This window comes from Bradyrhizobium sp. (assembly GCF_016213215.1).
GTDB lineage: Bacteria > Pseudomonadota > Alphaproteobacteria > Rhizobiales > Xanthobacteraceae > Bradyrhizobium.
In genome coordinates this window covers 115,592-131,979 of the sequence record NZ_JACRAW010000163.1, presented here as the reverse complement: position 1 = coordinate 131,979, position 16,388 = coordinate 115,592, and the positions used below count along the sequence as shown (strand labels likewise).

The 16,388-nt window shown below is 63.0% G+C and carries 17 protein-coding genes and 1 riboswitch; of the genes, 7 read left to right on the top strand and 10 right to left on the bottom strand.

The annotated features are described in order from the left end of the window. Positions 1-97: 97 nt before the first annotated feature. The 7 genes from HY852_RS27370 to HY852_RS27340 form a co-directional block, all read right to left on the bottom strand. On the bottom strand, positions 98-373 hold the full coding sequence (locus HY852_RS27370) for a DUF3551 domain-containing protein (protein ID WP_367116432.1): 276 nt from the start codon (positions 371-373) through the stop codon (positions 98-100). Positions 374-613: 240 nt separating this feature from the next. Further along, positions 614-3,949, bottom strand: coding sequence for an adenylate/guanylate cyclase domain-containing protein (locus HY852_RS27365; RefSeq protein WP_291608087.1), 3,336 nt, complete (start codon positions 3,947-3,949; stop codon positions 614-616). A gap of 137 nt (positions 3,950-4,086) precedes the next feature. Further along, positions 4,087-4,653: a hypothetical protein gene (locus tag HY852_RS27360; protein WP_291608086.1), complete on the bottom strand. Its 567-nt coding sequence runs from the start codon at positions 4,651-4,653 to the stop codon at positions 4,087-4,089. A 461-nt stretch (positions 4,654-5,114) separates the two neighbouring features. Continuing rightward, entirely contained in the window at positions 5,115-5,393 is a 279-nt protein-coding gene (locus HY852_RS27355) for a DUF3551 domain-containing protein (protein ID WP_291608123.1), read from the bottom strand. Between the two features lie 81 nt (positions 5,394-5,474). Next, complete coding sequence (locus HY852_RS27350; RefSeq protein WP_291608085.1) at positions 5,475-5,984, bottom strand: DUF1269 domain-containing protein; 510 nt, start codon at positions 5,982-5,984, stop codon at positions 5,475-5,477. 135 nt (positions 5,985-6,119) lie between these two features. Continuing rightward, a complete protein-coding gene (locus tag HY852_RS27345) occupies positions 6,120-6,575 on the bottom strand; it encodes a hypothetical protein (protein WP_291608084.1) in 456 nt (151 codons plus the stop codon). Between the two features lie 256 nt (positions 6,576-6,831). Further along, the gene (locus tag HY852_RS27340; RefSeq protein ID WP_291608082.1) at positions 6,832-7,050 is read right to left on the bottom strand and encodes a hypothetical protein; all 219 of its coding nucleotides are present in this window, start codon (positions 7,048-7,050) and stop codon (positions 6,832-6,834) included. Positions 7,051-7,357: 307 nt separating this feature from the next. Here HY852_RS27340 and HY852_RS27335 point away from each other — a divergent pair, with 307 nt between their 5' ends. Next, complete coding sequence (locus HY852_RS27335) at positions 7,358-8,926, top strand: DUF4403 family protein (protein WP_291608081.1); 1,569 nt, start codon at positions 7,358-7,360, stop codon at positions 8,924-8,926. A 112-nt stretch (positions 8,927-9,038) separates the two neighbouring features. Here the strand turns inward: HY852_RS27335 and HY852_RS27330 are convergent, their stop codons facing one another. The 3 genes from HY852_RS27330 to HY852_RS27320 form a co-directional block, all read right to left on the bottom strand. Next, entirely contained in the window at positions 9,039-9,254 is a 216-nt protein-coding gene (locus HY852_RS27330) for a dodecin family protein (RefSeq protein ID WP_291608080.1), read from the bottom strand. 183 nt (positions 9,255-9,437) lie between these two features. After that, positions 9,438-9,965, bottom strand: coding sequence for a PRC-barrel domain-containing protein (locus HY852_RS27325; RefSeq protein ID WP_291608079.1), 528 nt, complete (start codon positions 9,963-9,965; stop codon positions 9,438-9,440). Positions 9,966-10,206: 241 nt separating this feature from the next. Continuing rightward, on the bottom strand, positions 10,207-10,407 hold the full coding sequence (locus HY852_RS27320; RefSeq protein WP_291608078.1) for a hypothetical protein: 201 nt from the start codon (positions 10,405-10,407) through the stop codon (positions 10,207-10,209). Positions 10,408-10,679: 272 nt separating this feature from the next. On the opposite strand from HY852_RS27320, the gene HY852_RS27315 reads away from it, so the two are divergent. The 6 genes from HY852_RS27315 to thiC all read left to right on the top strand — a co-directional run bounded on the left by HY852_RS27315 (position 10,680) and on the right by thiC (position 16,327). After that, positions 10,680-11,222, top strand: a complete 543-nt coding sequence (locus HY852_RS27315; protein WP_291608077.1) for a transglycosylase SLT domain-containing protein — start codon at positions 10,680-10,682, stop codon at positions 11,220-11,222. Between the two features lie 108 nt (positions 11,223-11,330). Continuing rightward, positions 11,331-11,476: riboswitch (TPP riboswitch) on the top strand. After that, positions 11,464-12,480, top strand: a complete 1,017-nt coding sequence (locus HY852_RS27310) for an FAD-dependent oxidoreductase (protein WP_291608076.1) — start codon at positions 11,464-11,466, stop codon at positions 12,478-12,480. (Overlaps the previous riboswitch by 13 nt.) Beyond that, a complete protein-coding gene (gene thiS / locus HY852_RS27305) occupies positions 12,471-12,668 on the top strand; it encodes a sulfur carrier protein ThiS (protein WP_291608075.1) in 198 nt (65 codons plus the stop codon). The genes HY852_RS27310 and thiS overlap by 10 nt, the downstream gene beginning before the upstream one ends. Before the next feature lie 144 nt (positions 12,669-12,812). Then, positions 12,813-13,595 carry a thiazole synthase gene (locus HY852_RS27300; protein WP_291608074.1) on the top strand — a complete coding sequence of 261 codons (783 nt, stop codon included), beginning with the start codon at positions 12,813-12,815 and terminating at the stop codon, positions 13,593-13,595. Further along, a complete protein-coding gene (locus tag HY852_RS27295) occupies positions 13,582-14,190 on the top strand; it encodes a thiamine phosphate synthase (RefSeq protein WP_291608073.1) in 609 nt (202 codons plus the stop codon). The genes HY852_RS27300 and HY852_RS27295 overlap by 14 nt, the downstream gene beginning before the upstream one ends. Before the next feature lie 238 nt (positions 14,191-14,428). Then, entirely contained in the window at positions 14,429-16,327 is a 1,899-nt protein-coding gene (gene thiC / locus HY852_RS27290) for a phosphomethylpyrimidine synthase ThiC (protein WP_291608072.1), read from the top strand. Positions 16,328-16,388 lie beyond the last annotated feature (61 nt).

Sequence of the window (16,388 nt, the reverse complement as noted above, 5' to 3'; positions counted from 1 at the left end):
CATCCGGGGACGTTGGTATGATGATCATATTGCAAATGAGCGATCCCGGCGCAGCCGGCCGTTTCGTATGCGTCCGAGGTCCCGGAACAACAGCGTGTCAGCGCCAGGGTCGTCGTGCTGCTGATGGAGCGCCGGGCGGAGCCTGGAACCCTCCTTGGGGGTGGTATGGATTGATCAGGCATGTTGCCCCTCGCCCCGAGGCCGAGGCTGCACATTGAGCCATCGACGTATAGCCGCACTCGATATAACCGCCGGGCAGACCGCCGTATGCTTGCAGGCAGACCGGATAGCGGGGATCGTACGTTTGAGCCGCCGCGGGAACTGCCGCCAAGATCGTCCCGATCGCTACGGCCGTAGACGCAAGAATGAGCATGCGCATCACAACCTCCAAGACTCGGTCAACGGCTTGCCGCATTAATTCAGGCTTCTGACCTGCTTACAATTGAACCTCCTGGCACGATTGCCATCAGCGGGATCTTGAACAAGACGTGCCCCGGCACGGCACTGGGCGATGTCGTTGGCCCGTGGGCACTCGCAACTCCGGCCGGACGGAGCTGCGCGTTGAGGGTGTCGTTGGGCGGTCGACCGACGAGTATCGAGCGCCAGAGCCTCGCTAATGCCCAAGCTTGAGCAGCTTCTCCGCTTGTTCGATTTCGGGGAGATCTTGCCCCGTATCGAAATCATCGAGGACCGGCGCCAGCACATCGCGTACTGCTCCCGCTCGACCATTTGCGTTGTAAAGGCGCGCAAGTCCAAGCGCGCTGCGCAACTCGAAAGTCTTCGTCTGCTGGCTTCGAGCGATTTGCAGGGCCCTATTGAAGGCATCCTCGGCGGCGGAAACATTCGGCGGGTCACTACGCAACAAAAACTCACCACGGACACGATGCAGTTCGGCGTCCAGCCAACGCTGGCCGGCTTGTTCCGCCCATCCGATCAGCCCTGTTAGAATTTCCAGCCCAGTCTCGAGTTGCCCTGCCTCTGCGTTCGCCACGGCAACCTGCAATCCCCAAAATGGTTCACAAAGATAGCAGTCATTTTCGTGAAGCAATGCCCAGCCGCGGCGCATTTCCGAGAGTCCACCTGTTCGGTCGCCGGCATGCCACCTTGCCAAGCCGTTCAGGTGCGTGCCAGCGGCCACATACAACGGCATCGTGTGCTCGCGGGCGATGGAAAGGATCGTCTCTGTTGATTGCAACATGCGAGGATGCACCCCGCATAGTCCGTCGAAAACCGCCTTGTGAACGAGCGCATTCACTTGAGCAAGCGCGCGTTTTTCTCCAGGGGCACTCACCGCTTCCCCGGCGAGCCGGCGCGATCGATCAATCTTCCCGAGCGGCCAAAGCACCAGAGCAAGAAACCGGATGATAACGGACGGCAGGTCCAGCGTCGTCGCCTTGAAGGTCGCGGGATTCGGCTCAGCACCATAGACCGCGAGTGCTTGTTCAAGATGCACTCTCGCATTCAAGTAGTCGCCTCCGAACCAGCAGGTCACCCCGCTTGTCCAGTGTGCGACGATTGCGGCTACGGGCGATTCCGGTCGCCGGTTGGCGGCGCTCATTATTGCCTCCGCCAAATCCCGCATCGGTGCGATCTCGCCGTGATTCAAGCTGGCATTGAACAGGCCCGAATTGATCGGCGCCAGTTCAACCGGATCATTGATGTCAGCCGCGAACTGTCGGGCGCGCGTCCATGCGGCCACCGTCTCGGGGGCGCTGTACCCAAGGCTGCCCCGCAGCGCACGACCATATGCGATTTGAAGCTGCAGCCGATTCATGCGCCCGCCCAACTCATCAGGCAGCGCATCGGCGATGGCAACCGCCTTACCGAGATGTGCGATTGCCTCGGAGTATGCCGAGCGCTTCAACGCCTGCTGGCCCGCCTTGCGCCACCACTCCAAGGCTGCCTCGTCCAGCCCCGCTTCGGTGAAGTGGTATGCCACGACTTCCGGCTCGGTCTCGGCGATGACCGGAAATCGATCGCGCAGGACATTGCCAATGTGCTTGTGAAGCAGTTGCCGGCGGCTTTTGAGCAGGCTCTCGTACGCCGCTTCCTGAACCAGCGCATGCTTGAAGCTATAGTTCGCTTCCGGCGGCGTCCCTCGGCGCAATAGCAGTTCGGCCTCTTCGAGCTGGCCCAGTGCCGCGCTCAGCGCCAGATCATCGCGCCCCGCCACACAGCGCAGCAGCGTGTATGAGAAGTCGCGGCCAATGGCAGCGCCTATCTGTGCCACCTCCTTGACCGGCGCCAACCGGTCGAGCCGCGCCATAAGCGAGTCCTGCAGCGTCGCGGGAATGGCGAGCGGTGGCAGCGGACTATCGAGGCGATAGCGCCCGGTATCTTCCACCAGCAGTCCGGACTCCAGCACCATCTTGGTCAACTCCTCGACGAAGAGCGGGATACCATCCGTCCTGTCGATGATCTGCGTCATCATTTCGCCCGGCAGCTGCCGACCGACAGTCACCTGCTCGACCAGAGCGCGCGTGTCCTGCCGGTCGAGCCGATCGAGCCGCAGCAGGCTGACGTTGGCAAGGCCGGTCCAGGGCGGCTCGAACTCGGGCCGGAATGTCATGAGCACGAGGATGGGCAGTCCCCTGATCCGATCGACCGTGAGATCGAAGAGTTCGAGCGTCGTTGCATCAGCCCAATGCATGTCCTCGCAGACGATCAGCACCGGCTGCTGCCGTGCCAAGCCCTCGAGCTGGTCGAGAAGGGTGGCGAATGTCTGCCGCCGCTGTTGCACCGGACTCAAGCCGAGCGGCGGATAGCGCTCGCCGGTTGGAATCGAAAGAAGCGCGGCAATGAGCGGCGTCGCTGTAGCCACTTGCTGCGTACCAAGCGCCAGCATTGCCTCAAGCTTGTCGAGCTTTTGCCCGGGCATGTCCTGCGACCTAATGCCGGCAGCGCGCTCGAGCTGAGCGATAAAGGGATGAAGCGCACTGTTCGTGTGGTAGGGCGAGCACTGATAGCGCACCCGGCGGTGCGACCCCAACGCGAGGCTCTCGGACAGCGTTGCCACCATGCGCGATTTGCCGATCCCTGCCTCGCCGGAAATCAACACCACTTGGCCTTGGCCCTGCCACGCCAGCTGCTGGCGCGCGAGCGCGAATGCGATCTCTGCCTTGCGGCCGACAAAGCCCATCGAGCGCGCGGTGCGCACCGCCTCAAAGCGGCTCTCCGACGCGGCTCTCCCTTCGACCGCCCAGACCTCGATGGGTTCTGAGATGCCCTTGACCTCGCGGCTGCCGAGGTTGCGAAAAGTGAATAAGTCGCCAAGCAGCCGGCGCGTCGAAGCAGCAACGACAACCGCCCCCGGCTCCGCCAGGCTCTGGAGCCGGGCAGCGACGTTCGGTGTATCACCGACCATTGCCTGCTCCTCCGACGCGCCTCCGCTGACGAGGTCGCCCACCACCACGAGCCCGGTCGCGATGGCAATTCGCACCTCGACCCGTTCTTCCGCGCGCGTTTGCAGCGGCCCTGTTGCGGCGATGATGTCGAGGCCCGCTCGCACTGCGCGCTCCGCGTCATCCTCATGTGCGCGGGGATAGCCGAAGTAGGCGAGGATCCCGTCGCCCACAAACCTGGCGATAACACCGTCGTAAGTGGCGATGACGCTTGCGCAGGCGGCCCGATAATCACGGATCACCTCCCACATGTCCTCGGGATCGAGGCGCGCCGAGAGCGCAGTCGAACCTACCAGATCACAGAACATAACGGTGAGGTGGCGCCGCTCGGCATCGTGCCGGCGAATCGGCTCGGCGACCAATTCGGCTTGATTGAGTTCGGCGATCGCGCGCAGCATTTTGCGACGGTGTCCGAGCAAGACCCCGAGCCTGTCAAAGTCCTCTTCGGTCAGTTCGGGAAGGACACTTACATCGATGCCATTGTCGGCAAAACGCTGCGCGTATTGCCCAAGCCCAAGTTTCTCGAGCCAGTCCGCAATCTGCTGCATTGGCTCCACCGACTGTCTGATTGGCGGCTAGCCGAATTTTTGACCACGGCAATAGAAACGTTATCCCGATATTTCCCCGATAGCACATCTTGTCTGCGGCACGGTTGCCGCTCGGCCGGAAGACATCGAGGTCTTCGTCATTTGATTTCCCACGTCGTGTTATGCGGGATGTCCATCGCAAAATAGCCGCCGGGGCCGGCCAGCGCCGGCATTGTTATGCAGGCAAATGGCTCACTCCCGGTGATCCCCTTATACTTCCCGGTACCGCCGGTGATGATATGAGTGCCGCAATCCATTTTCGGCTGCGACTTGTCGAGGTCGCGAGTGTCGAAAGTCGAGAAGATCTTGTCACCGTCGCTGTCGGCCAGCACGCAGGCGCCGTCAATGTATTTCTTCTCGCCCGACGAAACGTTCAGGGCGGTGCAATGTGCGGACATCTTGTCCAACATCTTCTCTCCCTTCATGTTTTGGGTGGTCCCGACCGCCTCCAGTGCGGTGGCCGTACCGAGTCCGGCGATGTCAATGCTCATCAACGGCCGAAAAATGAAGTGCGTCACGTAGGGCGTAGTTCCCTTCTTTTCAATCGACTGTCCCAGGACAGCCGCGGGGGAAAGGGCCACGAGCACCCCGGCGAAAAGCGTGGTCTTGGCAAGGGTAATCGCTGCCGCGGGTGTCACGATCATGCTCAGGTTGGTGGGCTTCATTGGTTCCTCCTCGGATCAAGCGGCAGCTTCAGGCCTGTGCCGTGAACTGCCGCGAACTCTTAGAGATGACCTGTTGGTGCGTGATACGCCTATGGCGTCTCGCTTCGAGCCTGAAAACTATTCCTGCATTCCGAAGTCCGGATGCGGCAGCAATGTTGCCGCGACTTCGCGACTCATCAGCAGAATCGATTGGAGCGCGAAGGGTCCCGGGAGGTGTTGAAAGCACCCGCGAGGTTTTGATCCGCATCCGATAGCTGTTAGGGACTGCAAATAAAGTATACCATATCTACTCTGCCAACAAGAGCCGCGAGATGCGGTAAGTGCGGCGCTGGCTGCCAAAGCATTCTTGCGGCTTTGTCGTTCGGGGACGTTTGCTTGGCATGATGATCATATTGCAAATGAACGGACCGGCGCGGCTTGGCCGTTTTCGTATGCGTCCGAGGTCCCGCAGCAACAGCGCGTCAGCGCCAAGGCGATCGTGCCGCCGCTGGAACGAAGGGCGCAGATCGGAACTTTCCATCGGCGTAGTACGGATTGAGCCGGCACGTCGCGCCTCGCCCCGAGGCCGACGCCGCACATTGAGCCATGGATGCATAGCGGCACTCGATGTAACCGCCGGGCCGACCGCCATAAGCCTCCAGGCAGAACGGATAGCTCTTGTCGTAGGTTTGAGCCGCTGCCGGAGCTGCCGCCGAGATCGTCCCGACTACTACGGTCGCAAACGTGAAATTCAGGCGCATCACATCACACCCTCCAAAACCCGACCGCGAGCCCGGCCCCAGAATCGCACCGCACCGTGCGTGGGCGGCTCGAAGCCAACTTCATGCCGAAGGCTTCACAGCGGCCTGGACGCCGGCAAGAGCCTCCCGAAGCGCCGCTTCCTTGGTATGGTCCAGCGACGTCTTCATCACCGTGCCACCCTCGCCCTTGAGCGCTTCAAGCACCTTGTCTGGCGTGACTTTGCGAACCAGCAGGAACAGCGCCGCCGTACCTGGTTGGATCGCAGCCGCGGTTTCCTTCATCCATTTGTCATCGAGGCCAATATCGGTCAAAGCGCCCCCAATCGCGCCGGAAGCCGCTCCAAGCGCGGCACCAGCGAGCGGCATCAAGAAGATGAGACCAATCAGCGCCCCCCAGAAGGTCCCCGAAACGGCTCCGACGGCGGTAGTGCTGATCAGCTGATTCAGCTTGATGTTGCCTTCGGCGTCCTTCACGGCGATCACCGCGTCACCCAATTCGATCAGGTATTCCTTCTGCATCGCCAGCAGCTTTTGCCGGACCTCCTCCGCCTTCGCCTCGGTGGGGAATGCGATCACGACCAAATCACTCATTGCGCTCCTCCTTCCGACTGTTTGACCTTGGGGCCGCGGCAGCATCGCGCCGGATGCCGTCGCGAATGTGGCAGCGAGCCTGCCCCTTAACGAAAGATCTCGATCACCGGTTCAACGTTTTGCAGGCGGGCGAGGTTACTCTGTCCACCAGATATAGTTATCAAACCCAAACCGCGGTGGTCCTCGAAGCAGCGCCGCGCGCCTCTTGGCAATTTTGCGCTGGTGTTGCAGCCGTTCCCGCTTTTTCGCATCCGACAATTGTAGCTGTTTGGCATCGGAGGGCTGCAACCGCGCAAGTGTCTCACGCGCCCGCGTGTCGGGCGAGGCATCGGCACGCATCACCGGAACCTTTGCCTCCGTCTTCTCGACCGGCGGAGGAACGATCGTCTCGACCTGCGGAGGAACGATCGTCGCAAGGCCGGTATCGTAAACAACGCGCTCCGGCCATTTGCGGTCGGAGTGGATGAGGACGACTGGCGGCTTGAAATCTGTCCTATCCGCGACGGGCGCTTTTGGCAGATATGCATTCGAAATCATCAGCAGCACGAGCAATGCTCCGCCGACAAACATAAAGTAGCGGGCCAAGGGCATTCCGCCCTCCATCCGCCCCCGCGACCACACTGCGGAATTCCAGATCGCAACGATTGATCAAGATCAAGCGATCAATGAACCACACGGAGACGTGTCCAAGGCAGGCCGCCATGTGTAATGGATCAACACCAGTTCTGGTGGCGTTTGCTTGATCACTGGCGCGAGCCCCTTTCGGGCTATCACCCGTATCACCGGGCCAACCACACTTGGATGCCGAGCAGCTGACTGCACTCGAAAATGGCTGAGCGGATGTACCTTAGTCCGCTTTGCTTCCGGCAACCGACGTCGCCCGGATCGGACTGACCTCATCGGCCTGCAAAGGCCTTTGTTCGGATCGGTTCACGTGCAGGTGGGATTTCACTGCGCGAAAGAGACCACGCCACGAAAGGTCCAACACGACCTCATGGTGCCTCAGTCCCTTGCCACCCTTGACCAAGCCCAAGTCCCGGATCAAGCAGTAGTGCCCGCTACTCATTCGGGCCAGCCGCGTACGCGTATTGAGTCCCATTGGGTGAGCATGCACCGGGAATTGAACGCGTCAATTCTTGACAAGGTGATTCGCGCAAAGATCGGGGGCCGTGCGCCCGCGAATCCGGGGAGGCAGGTGGAGAACCCGGCCACCGGAACGTCAAAAAATCCCCGCGCGCACGCCTGCGAATTCCGATCGCGCCGGGCGCCTGCTTTGGGGCGCTCAAAGGAGGGGTCTCACGGCCCCGCCCTCCCTAGCTTCGCCCTCCCCCGCCCTGTAGAATTTGCGGCTTGAATCAGTCCCGCGGGAAACGATGCGCCTGACGTTCAATCTCAAGACGATCCTGATCGCGGTCGCGGTGGTCGTGGGGTCGTTTTTCCTGAGCCTGAAGGTGATGGACTGGCTGGCGCCGGGCGACACCACCCCTGGGCCGGTGCTGGCGCAACTTGAGCCGCTGCCATCGGCCTCGCGCAGCTCGATCGTGGTGGCACCGGTCGCGATCGCGCTGTCGGCGGTCCGCGAAGCTGCCGAGCGCGCAACGCCGCGCAATTTCGCTGGCAAGGCGGAGAACCCGATCTCACAGATCATGCAGAACGCCGACATCGGCTGGACCGCCTTGCGCGGGCCGATCAACGCGACCGGCGATAAGGACGTGCTCTCGCTTACGACGCCGCTCACCGGCAGGCTCAACGTCACCGGATCGCTGTCGGCCAAGGCCACCGGCGCGCTCGGCGAGGCGCTGGGCAGCGTGCTCGGCAACAACGCCGCCAAGCAGATCGGCGAGGTCAACATCAAGCAGATCAACGCCAGCGCCGAGATCAAGGGCAACGTGATCATCACCTCGCGCCCGAAGCTCGCAGCCGGCTGGCACCTGGAGCCCAATTTCGGCGCGCAGGTGAACCTCGGCGACACCAATCTTTCGGTCGCCGGCGCCCGCGTCAACGTGCCGGGCCAGGTCAAGCCGCTGATCGACAGGACGGTCGGCGAGCAGCTCAATGCGGTCGGCGAGCGCATCCGCAACGACCCGACGCTCCGGCAGAACGCGAAGGCGCAGTGGGCCAAGGCGTGTCGCTCGATCCCCCTGCAGGGGATCGGCACGTCCGGATCGCTTCCGCCGCTCTGGCTGGAGATGCGGCCGACCCGCGCCATCGCCGCGCAGCCGCGTGTCGACTCCTCCGCGGTCACGCTCGCGATGGGCATCGAGGCGGAGACGCGCGTGACGTCGACGCCGACGAAACCCGAGTGTCCCTTCCCTGACAAGATATCGATCGTGCCGCCGACGGGAACGGGCGTGAGCATCGGCGTGCCGATCGATATGCCCTTCACCGAGCTCAACAAGATCATTGAGGCCCAACTCGTCGGCCACACCTATCCGGAAGACGGCTCCGGCCCGGTCGACGTCACAATCAAGCGCGCCAGCGTGACGCCGTCCGGCGAGCGACTCCTGATCTCGCTCCTGGTCCGCGCCAAGGAGAAGAAGAGCTTCTTCGGCTTCGGCACTGATGCCACGGTGCACATCTGGGGCCGGCCGATGCTCGACCAGGCGCAGCAGACGCTGCGGCTTGCCGACATCCAGCTCGCCGTCGAGTCCGAGGCCGCCTTCGGATTGCTCGGGGCCGCGGCGCGGGCAGCGGTGCCGCATCTGCAGCGCGCTTTGGTCGAGAAGGCGACCTTCGACCTCAAGCCGATCGCCATAAACGCCCAGAAGAAGATCGCCGAAGCGATTGCCGACTATCAGAAGAACGAGGACGGAGTGCGGGTGGAAGCCAATGTCGACAGCCTGCGGCTTGCCGATATCGCCTTCGATTCAAAGACCCTGCGCGTCACTGCGGAAGCCGGCGGCACGCTCAACGTCTACGTGACCAAGCTGCCGGAACTGTAGGCGGCTTCCTCGTTTTCGCTCGCATGCGCTGATAGGTTCTTGCGAACATTGCTCTCCCCGCATTGCGGGGAGAGCGTCCATTCAGTGCATCACGACGGCGCAACGACACAGGTCACGTGCCTTCGAATTTGAAGGAGACGTTGAGTTTAGCCCGATAGGCCTCAACCTTCCCCTTGGAATCGAGCTGCAGATCGAGTTCAACAACTTCCGCGACGCGAAGATCGCGAAGAGATTTCGCCGCCTGCTCGACCGCGGCCGCGGCAGCCTTCTCCCAGGATTCCTTGCTGGTACCGATCAGTTCGATAACTTTGTAGACGCTCTCGGTCATCTCGTCCTCCCGTTCGGTGTGTTGCAGGAAGCAGGGGCGCTCCCTGCCGCTCCCGAACCTAACATCACGATATGGCCGCTGTAAGGATGGGCCCTTGGGTGAGACGCGGGAGAGAGCAAATCGAGCATCAATGGCCGGGGCGGCAACGCCGCCCCGGCCCTTCAGGACAAAACCGTCGAACGGTTACTCCGTGTACTTGAACTCGGGCAGCTTCTTCAGCTCGTCCTTCGTGGTGTTGAACACCGCGTGGTCCGGGTACCACTTCGACGCGCTCGACGAGGCCGCCGGGCTGGTGGTGGTCGCAGCGCCCGTCGTCGTGGTCGATGCCGGGCGGCTGGGGGTGCTCTGCGCGCCCGTATAGGTGATCGGCTGGTTGGAGAATTTCAGCTTGTCGAACGGCACGGCGACCAGGTGCTCACCCATGCCGAGGAAGCCGCCAACGCCGATCACGGCCGCCTTGATGTTTCCGCCCTTCTCCATCAAGAGATCGTTGATCGAGCCAACGTTCTCGTTGGCCTCGTTATAGACCTTCAATCCGACAACTTTGGAGGCGCGCCAATCGCCCTGGACGGACTGCGGCGAGAGGGTTTCCGCCTTCATTTCGGATTTCGCGGGGGTATCGGACGGGGCCGTCGGGGTCTGCTGAGCGAGAGCAGCGGTCGCGAACAACGCGGAGCCCACCAGGCCGGCGGTGATCGATTTCATCAACATTTGGTTCTCCTCCAATCGAAATTGATGACGGGAGAACCACGACGCTCGGCATGCAGTTCCTTGCGTGCGGCAATTTCGACGTTGCAGCGCGCAAGACGGTTCCCGCCCCGCTGGCGAAGCAGCTTGAATTCCGGATCATGAGATCACGAGCGGAACCCCTGCAACGAGGTTCCTCGCCGACAGCTACTCGTTCATGACGCGAGTGCGGCAGTAGTCGCCGCTCGGCGCCTAGCGAGGCGATTCAGGCGGCCAGCGGTCGGGACTCGGTGTCGGATTGCTCGTAGATGGCGATCGCTTCGAAGCGATAGTTGCAGGCGCGGCAATGCCAGAGATAAGAAACGCGGCCTTCGCCGGCCTCGGTCCATTCCGGCAGCGCGATCGGGCTGCCGCATTGCGCGCAAGGATTTTGTGTCGGGATGTGGCTTACGCTAACTCTTGCCATCGCGCGTCTCCCTTTGCCTCACGCTCATCTGCTGATTTGTGTGGGACGAATTTGTCTGGATGAAGAAATCCGACAGGCTCGCTGTCGCGACGAGCAGATCGCTCGCGATGCGAATCAAAAGAGCAGATTGAGTCGTAATGACGGCAAACGCCAACATGGGGTGAACAAAAGCGACAAACCCGGTTTTGGCCACACCACAGCCCGGCGTTCGCTCGAATCACAATGCCTAACGCGTTCGGGCGCAGGTTGTTTGCGAACTTGAGGGACATTTAATGAAATCTTCACTTCTTATTGCCGTCTCGCTGGCGGCCGTGGTGGCGCTGTCATTTGCGCCGAACGCTTCGGCCGGACAGGCTGACTATGCCGATCTGGTCGCAACCCATGCCCGCGCCAACGGCGTGCCGGAAGCCTTGGTGCATCGCGTCATCATCCGCGAGAGCCGTTACCAGCCGCACCTTGTCGGCCGCGGCGGAACGATCGGCATGATGCAGATCAAGCTCGCGACGGCACGCGGTGTCGGCTACACCGGCGATGCCGCAGGCCTGCGCGATCCAAATACCAATCTGACCTATGCAGTGAAATATCTCGCCGGCGCCTACCGCGCTGCCAACGGCAATCATGCCCTCGCCGTGCGGTACTATGCGAGCGGCTATTACGCGGCCGCCAAGCGCCAGCGGCTGGAGTCCGCCCGGCAGCCTCAGGTGGCAGCCGGGATCGATCCGAACGGCAGTCCCATGCCGCCGGTGGGCACGGCTGCGCCAAGACGGGCGGCGAAGCACATCCACAACGCCCGGGCCCAGGTTCCGGCCTGGTGAACGCCGGGCCGGGCATGCCCGGCCGCTATTTCGCAGTGCCAAATCCGGTGCATGCCCGGTATCACGCCCGGGCATGCGTTGACACAGCGTCGCCTACGCTTACATTAGCGCTGTTCCGAGGGGAGCTCCGAAGGAGGAGCTGAGATACCGCAAGCTCGAGGCGCCGCCGGGAAGGCGACCAGCCGAGAGACCGCGGTGACCCTTTGAACCTGATCCGGGTCATGCCGGCGAAGGGACAGGGATGCACCAGAACACCAGACGGCCCCGGGGGGATTCCCCGGTTCACATCATCGGCGCAGGCATCGCCGGCGCCTGGCAGGCGCTGCTTTTCGCCCAGGCCGGGCACGCCGTGACCCTGCACGAGCGCAGCGACGAGCAACTCGCGCTCTCCACCAGCTACTGGGCCGGCGGCATGCTCGCGCCCTATTGCGAGGCGGAAGTCGCCGAACCCATCATCAGCCGCCTGGGGCTGCGTTCGCTCGACATCTGGCGACGCGAATTGCCGGATACGCCCTTCAACGGCTCCCTCGTCGTGGCTCATGCGCGCGAACGCAACGATTTCGAGCGCTTTGCCAAAATGACCGCGGACCATCAACGGCTCGATGCGACGGGCATTGCCGGGCTTGAGCCATCGCTCGAAGGACGCTTCCGCGATGCATTGTTCTTCCCGGCGGAAGGCCATGTCGAGCCACGACGCGTACTGCCGAAGCTGCTTGAGCGCATCCGCGCCGCCGGCGGCACCGTCTGTTTCAACAGCGAGGTGAACTCCAAGGATCTCGACGGCATCGTGATCGATTGCCGCGGGCTGGGAGCGCGCGACGAGGAGCCGGAGCTGCGCGGCGTCAAGGGCGAGATGATCCTGATCGAGACGGACGAGGTCGAGCTGGCGCGGCCCGTGCGCCTCATACATCCGCGCTGGCCGCTCTACGTGATCCCGCGCGAGGACCACGTGTTCATGCTGGGCGCGACCTCGATCGAGACGGAAGATTGGGGTGTCAGCGTCCGCTCGGCACTGGAGCTGCTGGGCGCCGCCTACTCGGTGCATCCTGCCTTTGCCGAAGCCCGCATCGTCGAATTCGGCTCGGGCCTGCGCCCCGCCTATCCCGACAATTTGCCGCGCATCTCCGTTCGCGGCAGCAACATCGCGGTCAATGGCCTCTATCGCCACGGCTTTCTGATGGCCCCGGCGCTGGCCGAGCTGACGCTGCGATTTGTCGAGCGCGGCATGATCGACAACGAGGTGATGCGATGCGGCTGATCGTCAATGGTGAGCTGCGCGAGGTCAATTCGCACAACGTGGATGCGCTGCTGAACGAGCTTGAATACGAGGGCACCCATTTCGCGATCGCGCTGAACTACGATGTGGTGCCGAAAAGCCGCTGGGCGGAGACGGCGCTCAAAGCCGGCGACGAGATCGAGATCATCACGCCGCGCCAGGGAGGGTGATGGTGGGCTTTGTGCCGTCATTCCGGGCGATGCGAAGCATCGAGCTAAGATGTGCAATTGCACATCTGAGAAACTTGCGTCGCAACTTCGAGATAGCGGATCGGTCCGCTTCGCGGACCGTCCGGAATGACTGGGAAAACTGAAATGGTGAACTTCTACGGCAAGGAATTTCCCTCGCGCCTTCTGATCGGCAGCGCGCTGTATCCTTCGCCTGCGATCATGCAAGCCGCGATCCGCAGCTCAGGCGCCAACATCGTCACGGTGTCGGTGCGGCGCGAAGCGGCCGGCGGCAAGAGGGGCGATGCGTTCTGGAAACTGATCCGCGAGCTCGATGTCACCGTGCTGCCGAACACCGCCGGCTGCCGCACCGTGCGCGAAGCGGTGACCACCGCAAAGCTCGCGCGCGAACTGTTCGGCACCACCTGGATCAAGCTCGAGGTGATCGCCGACAACGACACGCTGCAGCCCGACGTCGTCGGCCTGATCGAGGCGGCAAATATCCTGATCAAGGACGGTTTCGAGGTGTTCCCCTATTGCACCGAGGACCTTTCGGTGGCGATGCGCCTGGTCGATGCGGGCTGCAAGGTGGTGATGCCGTGGGCGGCTCCGATCGGCAGCGCCAGGGGCATCATCAACCGCGATGCCTTGCGACTGATGCGCGACCGCCTGCCCGATATCACGCTGGTGGTCGATGCCGGCCTGGGTGCGCCGTCGCACGCGGCGCAGGCGCTCGAGCTCGGCTTCGACGCCGTACTGCTCAACACCGCGATCGCCAAGGCCGTTGACCCCGTCGCCATGGCCAAGGCGTTCCGCCTCGGCATCGACGCCGGCCGCGCCGCCTTTGAGGCGGGCTTGATGGAAGCCCGCGACTTCGCCTCCCCGTCCACCCCTGTCGTTGGGACCCCGTTCTGGCATGCCGTATCCTGATCCCTTCTACCCGATCGTCGACAGCGTCGAATGGGTGGCGCGGCTCACCCGCCTCGGCGTCGGCACCATCCAGTTGCGCGCAAAGAATCTCGACGACGCGCAGTCGCTCCAGATCGTCACTGATGCGCTCGCCGTGACGCGGGGTACGCCGACAAAACTCGTTGTGAACGATTACTGGCGCGCGGCGATCGTCGCCGGGGCAAAACACCTGCATCTCGGCCAGGAAGACCTCGTCAATGCCGACCTGAAGGCGATCCGCGATGCCGGGCTCACGCTCGGCATCTCCACCCATGACGACGAGGAGCTGGCGACCGCGCTTGCCGCCAGGCCCGACTACGTCGCGCTGGGCCCGATCTTCCCGACCACGCTGAAGTCGATGCGGTTCGCGCCGCAGGGCATTGCCAAGATCACCGAATGGAAGAAGCGCGTCGGCACCATCCCGCTGGTCGCGATCGGCGGCATCAAGTTCGAGCACGCGCCCGAGATTTTCGCCGCCGGCGCCGACTCCATCGCCGTCGTCAGCGACGTCACCCAGAACGCCGACCCCGACGCAAGGGTCAAGCAATGGCTGGGCTATCACGTGGAGGCCGCGTGAGACACCTAACGCACTGTTCGACCCCTTACCCTGAGGTACGCACTGCATCTCCTCATCCTGAGGAGCCGCGAAGCGGCGTCTCGAAGGATGAGGCCCATCAACGGGCCTCATGGTTCGAGACGGCGCTGCGCGCCTCCTCACCATGAGGGTTGAAAGCGTGGGGACGAGAACGACTGATTACGCCATTCGCCAACGCGGATGAAATGACAACAAGACAACGGAATAAACGGAGGACATCATGAACATCCGCTCCAAGCCGGACGCTACGATTCCCGCCGTGACGACGGGGCCGCTGCCCTCCTCGCGCAAGATCTTCGTCACGCCCGACGAGGCGCCGGACCTGCGCGTACCGCTGCGCGAGATCATCCTGTCGGAAGGCGCGGGCGAACCCAACCTGCCGGTCTACGACACCACAGGTCCCTACACCGACCCCTCCGTCACCATCGACGTCAATGCGGGGCTGTCGCGCAATCGCAAGGCCTGGGTGCTCGAGCGCGGCGGGGTCGAGGAATACGAGGGCCGGCCGGTCAAGCCCGTCGACAACGGCAACGTCTCAGCCGACAAGGCGGCCCGCGCCTTTTCCGCCTATCACAAGCCGCTGCGCGGCCTCGACGGCCACAAGGTGACGCAGCTCGAATTCGCCCGCGCCGGCATCATCACCAAGGAGATGATCTACGTCGCGGCGCGCGAAAACCTCGGCCGCAAGCTTAAGCTCGAGCGCGCGGAAGCAGCTCTTGCCGACGGCGAAAGCTTCGGCGCCTCGATCCCGGCGTTCATCACGCCGGAATTCGTGCGCAGCGAGATCGCGCGCGGGCGGGCCATCATCCCGTCCAACATCAACCATTGCGAGCTCGAGCCGATGATCATCGGCCGCAACTTCCTCACCAAGATCAACGCGAATATCGGCAACTCGGCGGTAACCTCCTCGGTGGAGGAGGAAGTCGACAAGATGGTGTGGGCGATCCGCTGGGGCGCCGACACCGTGATGGACCTCTCGACGGGCCGCAACATCCACACCACGCGCGAATGGATCCTGCGCAACTCGCCGGTGCCGATCGGCACCGTGCCGATCTACCAGGCGCTGGAGAAGTGCGACGGCGATCCCGTCAAGCTGACCTGGGAGCTCTACAAGGACACGCTGATCGAGCAGTGCGAACAGGGCGTCGACTACTTCACCATCCACGCCGGCGTGCGGCTGCCCTACATCCACCTCACCGCCAACCGCGTCACCGGCATCGTGTCGCGCGGCGGCTCGATCATGGCGAAGTGGTGCCTGGCGCATCACAAGGAGAGCTTCCTCTATACGCGTTTCGACGAGATCTGCGATCTCATGCGCAAGTACGACGTCTCGTTCTCGCTCGGCGACGGCTTGCGTCCGGGCTCGATCGCCGATGCCAACGACCGCGCGCAGTTCGCCGAGCTCGAGACGCTGGGCGAATTGACGAAGATCGCCTGGGACAAGGGCTGCCAGGTCATGATCGAAGGCCCGGGCCATATCCCGATGCACAAGATCAAGATCAACGTCGACAAGCAGCTCAAGGAGTGCGGCGAGGCGCCGTTCTACACCCTCGGGCCGCTGACGACCGACATCGCGCCGGGCTACGACCACATCACCTCCGGCATTGGCGCTGCGATGATCGGCTGGTTCGGCTGCGCCATGCTGTGCTACGTCACGCCGAAGGAGCACCTCGGGCTGCCCGACCGCAACGACGTCAAGACCGGCGTCATCACCTACAAGATCGCGGCCCACGCCGCCGATCTCGCCAAGGGCCACCCGGCCGCGCAGCTCCGCGATGACGCGCTGTCCCGCGCCCGCTTCGACTTCCGCTGGACCGACCAGTTCAACCTCGGCCTCGATCCCGACACCGCGCGCCTCTTCCACGACGAGACGCTGCCGAAGGAAGCGCACAAGGTCGCGCATTTCTGCTCGATGTGCGGCCCGAAATTCTGCTCGATGAAGATCACCCAGGACGTGCGGGACTATGCCGCCACGCTGAACGATCCGGCGGCGGTGGGCATGTCGATGCAGGGGACCATCGAGGACGGCATGGCCAAGATGAGCGAGAAGTTCAAGGAGATGGGCGGGCAGGTGTACCTGGATGCGGAGAAGGTGAAGGAGAGTAACAGGGTGTTGTGAGGTCTCTCCTCATCGTGCCGGGGCTCGCTCGACCATCAAGGTACAGGGTGGGGTAGCAAAG